Annotated in this window: 1 tRNA gene and 3 rRNA genes; all 4 read left to right on the top strand. The window is 52.5% G+C overall.

The annotated features are described in order from the left end of the window. Positions 1–187 precede the first annotated feature (187 nt). Positions 188–1,736 (top strand): 16S ribosomal RNA (locus ACFQ91_RS17110). Positions 1,737–1,911: 175 nt separating this feature from the next. Next, positions 1,912–4,841: ribosomal RNA gene (locus tag ACFQ91_RS17115) — 23S ribosomal RNA — on the top strand. A 50-nt stretch (positions 4,842–4,891) separates the two neighbouring features. Continuing rightward, a 5S ribosomal RNA gene (gene rrf, locus ACFQ91_RS17120) occupies positions 4,892–5,007 on the top strand. Together the 16S, 23S and 5S rRNA genes with 1 tRNA gene alongside form the textbook arrangement of a ribosomal RNA operon. A gap of 23 nt (positions 5,008–5,030) precedes the next feature. Beyond that, positions 5,031–5,106, top strand: a tRNA-Val gene (locus ACFQ91_RS17125). Positions 5,107–5,167 lie beyond the last annotated feature (61 nt).

The raw sequence follows: 5,167 nt of genomic DNA on the forward strand, positions 1-5,167 counted from the left end.
CGATCCCGCTAGGCTCCACCATTTATAAAAAACATGTTGACTTTAAGAGAAACTTATTATATACTTAAAAAGTTGCTTGAGAAAGTGAACAAAAATGATCTTTGAAAACTAAACAAGACAAAACGTACCTGTTAATTCAAAGTTTTAAATAAATCGCACAGCGATGTGCGTAGTCAGTCAAACTACTTTATCGGAGAGTTTGATCCTGGCTCAGGACGAACGCTGGCGGCGTGCCTAATACATGCAAGTCGAGCGGACAGATGGGAGCTTGCTCCCTGATGTTAGCGGCGGACGGGTGAGTAACACGTGGGTAACCTGCCTGTAAGACTGGGATAACTCCGGGAAACCGGGGCTAATACCGGATGGTTGTTTGAACCGCATGGTTCAGACATAAAAGGTGGCTTCGGCTACCACTTACAGATGGACCCGCGGCGCATTAGCTAGTTGGTGAGGTAACGGCTCACCAAGGCGACGATGCGTAGCCGACCTGAGAGGGTGATCGGCCACACTGGGACTGAGACACGGCCCAGACTCCTACGGGAGGCAGCAGTAGGGAATCTTCCGCAATGGACGAAAGTCTGACGGAGCAACGCCGCGTGAGTGATGAAGGTTTTCGGATCGTAAAGCTCTGTTGTTAGGGAAGAACAAGTGCCAGAGTAACTGCTGGCACCTTGACGGTACCTAACCAGAAAGCCACGGCTAACTACGTGCCAGCAGCCGCGGTAATACGTAGGTGGCAAGCGTTGTCCGGAATTATTGGGCGTAAAGGGCTCGCAGGCGGTTTCTTAAGTCTGATGTGAAAGCCCCCGGCTCAACCGGGGAGGGTCATTGGAAACTGGGGAACTTGAGTGCAGAAGAGGAGAGTGGAATTCCACGTGTAGCGGTGAAATGCGTAGAGATGTGGAGGAACACCAGTGGCGAAGGCGACTCTCTGGTCTGTAACTGACGCTGAGGCGCGAAAGCGTGGGGAGCGAACAGGATTAGATACCCTGGTAGTCCACGCCGTAAACGATGAGTGCTAAGTGTTAGGGGGTTTCCGCCCTTTAGTGCTGCAGCTAACGCATTAAGCACTCCGCCTGGGGAGTACGGTCGCAAGACTGAAACTCAAAGGAATTGACGGGGGCCCGCACAAGCGGTGGAGCATGTGGTTTAATTCGAAGCAACGCGAAGAACCTTACCAGGTCTTGACATCCTCTGACAACCCTAGAGATAGGACGTCCCCTTCGGGGGCAGAGTGACAGGTGGTGCATGGTTGTCGTCAGCTCGTGTCGTGAGATGTTGGGTTAAGTCCCGCAACGAGCGCAACCCTTGATCTTAGTTGCCAGCATTCAGTTGGGCACTCTAAGGTGACTGCCGGTGACAAACCGGAGGAAGGTGGGGATGACGTCAAATCATCATGCCCCTTATGACCTGGGCTACACACGTGCTACAATGGACAGAACAAAGGGCAGCGAAACCGCGAGGTTAAGCCAATCCCACAAATCTGTTCTCAGTTCGGATCGCAGTCTGCAACTCGACTGCGTGAAGCTGGAATCGCTAGTAATCGCGGATCAGCATGCCGCGGTGAATACGTTCCCGGGCCTTGTACACACCGCCCGTCACACCACGAGAGTTTGTAACACCCGAAGTCGGTGAGGTAACCTTTTAGGAGCCAGCCGCCGAAGGTGGGACAGATGATTGGGGTGAAGTCGTAACAAGGTAGCCGTATCGGAAGGTGCGGCTGGATCACCTCCTTTCTAAGGATTTTAACGGAATATAAGACCTTGGGTCTTATAAACAGAACGTTCCCTGTCTTGTTTAGTTTTGAAGGATCATTCGATTCTTCGAGATGTTGTTCTTTGAAAACTAGATAACAGAAGTAATTCACATTCAATTAGTAATGCAAGATATCACGTAGTGATTCTTTTTAACGGTTAAGTTAGAAAGGGCGCACGGTGGATGCCTTGGCACTAGGAGCCGATGAAGGACGGGACGAACACCGATATGCTTCGGGGAGCTGTAAGCAAGCTTTGATCCGGAGATTTCCGAATGGGGAAACCCACCACTCGTAATGGAGTGGTATCCATATCTGAATACATAGGATATGAGAAGGCAGACCCGGGGAACTGAAACATCTAAGTACCCGGAGGAAGAGAAAGCAAATGCGATTTCCTGAGTAGCGGCGAGCGAAACGGGATTAGCCCAAACCAAGAGGCTTGCCTCTTGGGGTTGTAGGACACTCTATACGGAGTTACAAAGGAACGAGGTAGATGAAGAGGTCTGGAAAGGCCCGCCATAGGAGGTAACAGCCCTGTAGTCAAAACTTCGTTCTCTCCTGAGTGGATCCTGAGTACGGCGGAACACGTGAAATTCCGTCGGAATCCGGGAGGACCATCTCCCAAGGCTAAATACTCCCTAGTGACCGATAGTGAACCAGTACCGTGAGGGAAAGGTGAAAAGCACCCCGGAAGGGGAGTGAAAGAGATCCTGAAACCGTGTGCCTACAAGTAGTCAGAGCCCGTTAACGGGTGATGGCGTGCCTTTTGTAGAATGAACCGGCGAGTTACGATCCCGTGCAAGGTTAAGCAGAAGATGCGGAGCCGCAGCGAAAGCGAGTCTGAATAGGGCGAATTGAGTACGTGGTCGTAGACCCGAAACCAGGTGATCTACCCATGTCCAGGGTGAAGTTCAGGTAACACTGAATGGAGGCCCGAACCCACGCACGTTGAAAAGTGCGGGGATGAGGTGTGGGTAGGGGTGAAATGCCAATCGAACCTGGAGATAGCTGGTTCTCTCCGAAATAGCTTTAGGGCTAGCCTCAAGGTAAGAGTCTTGGAGGTAGAGCACTGATTGGACTAGGGGCCCCTACCGGGTTACCGAATTCAGTCAAACTCCGAATGCCAATGACTTATCCTTGGGAGTCAGACTGCGAGTGATAAGATCCGTAGTCGAAAGGGAAACAGCCCAGACCGCCAGCTAAGGTCCCAAAGTATACGTTAAGTGGAAAAGGATGTGGAGTTGCTTAGACAACCAGGATGTTGGCTTAGAAGCAGCCACCATTTAAAGAGTGCGTAATAGCTCACTGGTCGAGTGACTCTGCGCCGAAAATGTACCGGGGCTAAACGTATCACCGAAGCTGCGGACTGTTCTTCGAACAGTGGTAGGAGAGCGTTCTAAGGGCTGTGAAGCAAGACCGGAAGGACTTGTGGAGCGCTTAGAAGTGAGAATGCCGGTATGAGTAGCGAAAGAGGGGTGAGAATCCCCTCCACCGAATGCCTAAGGTTTCCTGAGGAAGGCTCGTCCGCTCAGGGTTAGTCGGGACCTAAGCCGAGGCCGAAAGGCGTAGGCGATGGACAACAGGTTGATATTCCTGTACCACCTCCTCACCATTTGAGCAATGGGGGGACGCAGGAGGATAGGGTAAGCGCGGTATTGGATATCCGCGTCCAAGCAGTTAGGCTGGGAAATAGGCAAATCCGTTTCCCGTGAAGGCTGAGCTGTGATGGCGAGCGAATTATAGTAGCGAAGTTCCTGATTCCACACTGCCAAGAAAAGCCTCTAGCGAGGTGAGAGGTGCCCGTACCGCAAACCGACACAGGTAGGCGAGGAGAGAATCCTAAGGTGATCGAGAGAACTCTCGTTAAGGAACTCGGCAAAATGACCCCGTAACTTCGGGAGAAGGGGTGCTCTGTTAGGGTGCAAGCCCGAGAGAGCCGCAGTGAATAGGCCCAGGCGACTGTTTAGCAAAAACACAGGTCTCTGCGAAGCCGTAAGGCGAAGTATAGGGGCTGACGCCTGCCCGGTGCTGGAAGGTTAAGAGGAGCGCTTAGCGTAAGCGAAGGTGCGAATTGAAGCCCCAGTAAACGGCGGCCGTAACTATAACGGTCCTAAGGTAGCGAAATTCCTTGTCGGGTAAGTTCCGACCCGCACGAAAGGCGCAACGATCTGGGCACTGTCTCAACGAGAGACTCGGTGAAATTATAGTACCTGTGAAGATGCAGGTTACCCGCGACAGGACGGAAAGACCCCGTGGAGCTTTACTGCAGCCTGATATTGAATGTTGGTACAGCTTGTACAGGATAGGTAGGAGCCTTGGAAACCGGAGCGCCAGCTTCGGTGGAGGCATCGGTGGGATACTACCCTGGCTGTATTGACCTTCTAACCCGCCGCCCTTATCGGGCGGGGAGACAGTGTCAGGTGGGCAGTTTGACTGGGGCGGTCGCCTCCTAAAAGGTAACGGAGGCGCCCAAAGGTTCCCTCAGAATGGTTGGAAATCATTCGCAGAGTGTAAAGGCACAAGGGAGCTTGACTGCGAGACCTACAAGTCGAGCAGGGACGAAAGTCGGGCTTAGTGATCCGGTGGTTCCGCATGGAAGGGCCATCGCTCAACGGATAAAAGCTACCCCGGGGATAACAGGCTTATCTCCCCCAAGAGTCCACATCGACGGGGAGGTTTGGCACCTCGATGTCGGCTCATCGCATCCTGGGGCTGTAGTCGGTCCCAAGGGTTGGGCTGTTCGCCCATTAAAGCGGTACGCGAGCTGGGTTCAGAACGTCGTGAGACAGTTCGGTCCCTATCCGTCGCGGGCGCAGGAAATTTGAGAGGAGCTGTCCTTAGTACGAGAGGACCGGGATGGACGCACCGCTGGTGTACCAGTTGTTCTGCCAAGGGCATCGCTGGGTAGCTATGTGCGGACGGGATAAGTGCTGAAAGCATCTAAGCATGAAGCCCCCCTCAAGATGAGATTTCCCATAGCGCAAGCTAGTAAGATCCCTGAAAGATGATCAGGTTGATAGGTCTGAGGTGGAAGCGTGGTGACACATGGAGCTGACAGATACTAATCGATCGAGGACTTAACCAATTTGAATGTATGCTTACTGTTATCTAGTTTTGAGAGAACACTCTCAATGGTTTGGTGGCGATAGCGAAGAGGTCACACCCGTTCCCATGCCGAACACGGAAGTTAAGCTCTTCAGCGCCGATGGTAGTTGGGGGTTTCCCCCTGTGAGAGTAGGACGCCGCCAAGCTATTACACGTAAGTGTAATATATGGAGGATTAGCTCAGCTGGGAGAGCATCTGCCTTACAAGCAGAGGGTCGGCGGTTCGAGCCCGTCATCCTCCACCATATTTGCCGGTCTAGCTCAATTGGTAGAGCAACTGACTTGTAATCAGTAGGTTGGGGGTTC

The organism is Brevibacterium sp. NPDC056726, from assembly GCF_042790515.1.
In the GTDB taxonomy this organism is placed as follows: Bacteria; Actinomycetota; Actinomycetes; order Actinomycetales; family Brevibacteriaceae; genus Brevibacterium; species Brevibacterium sanguinis.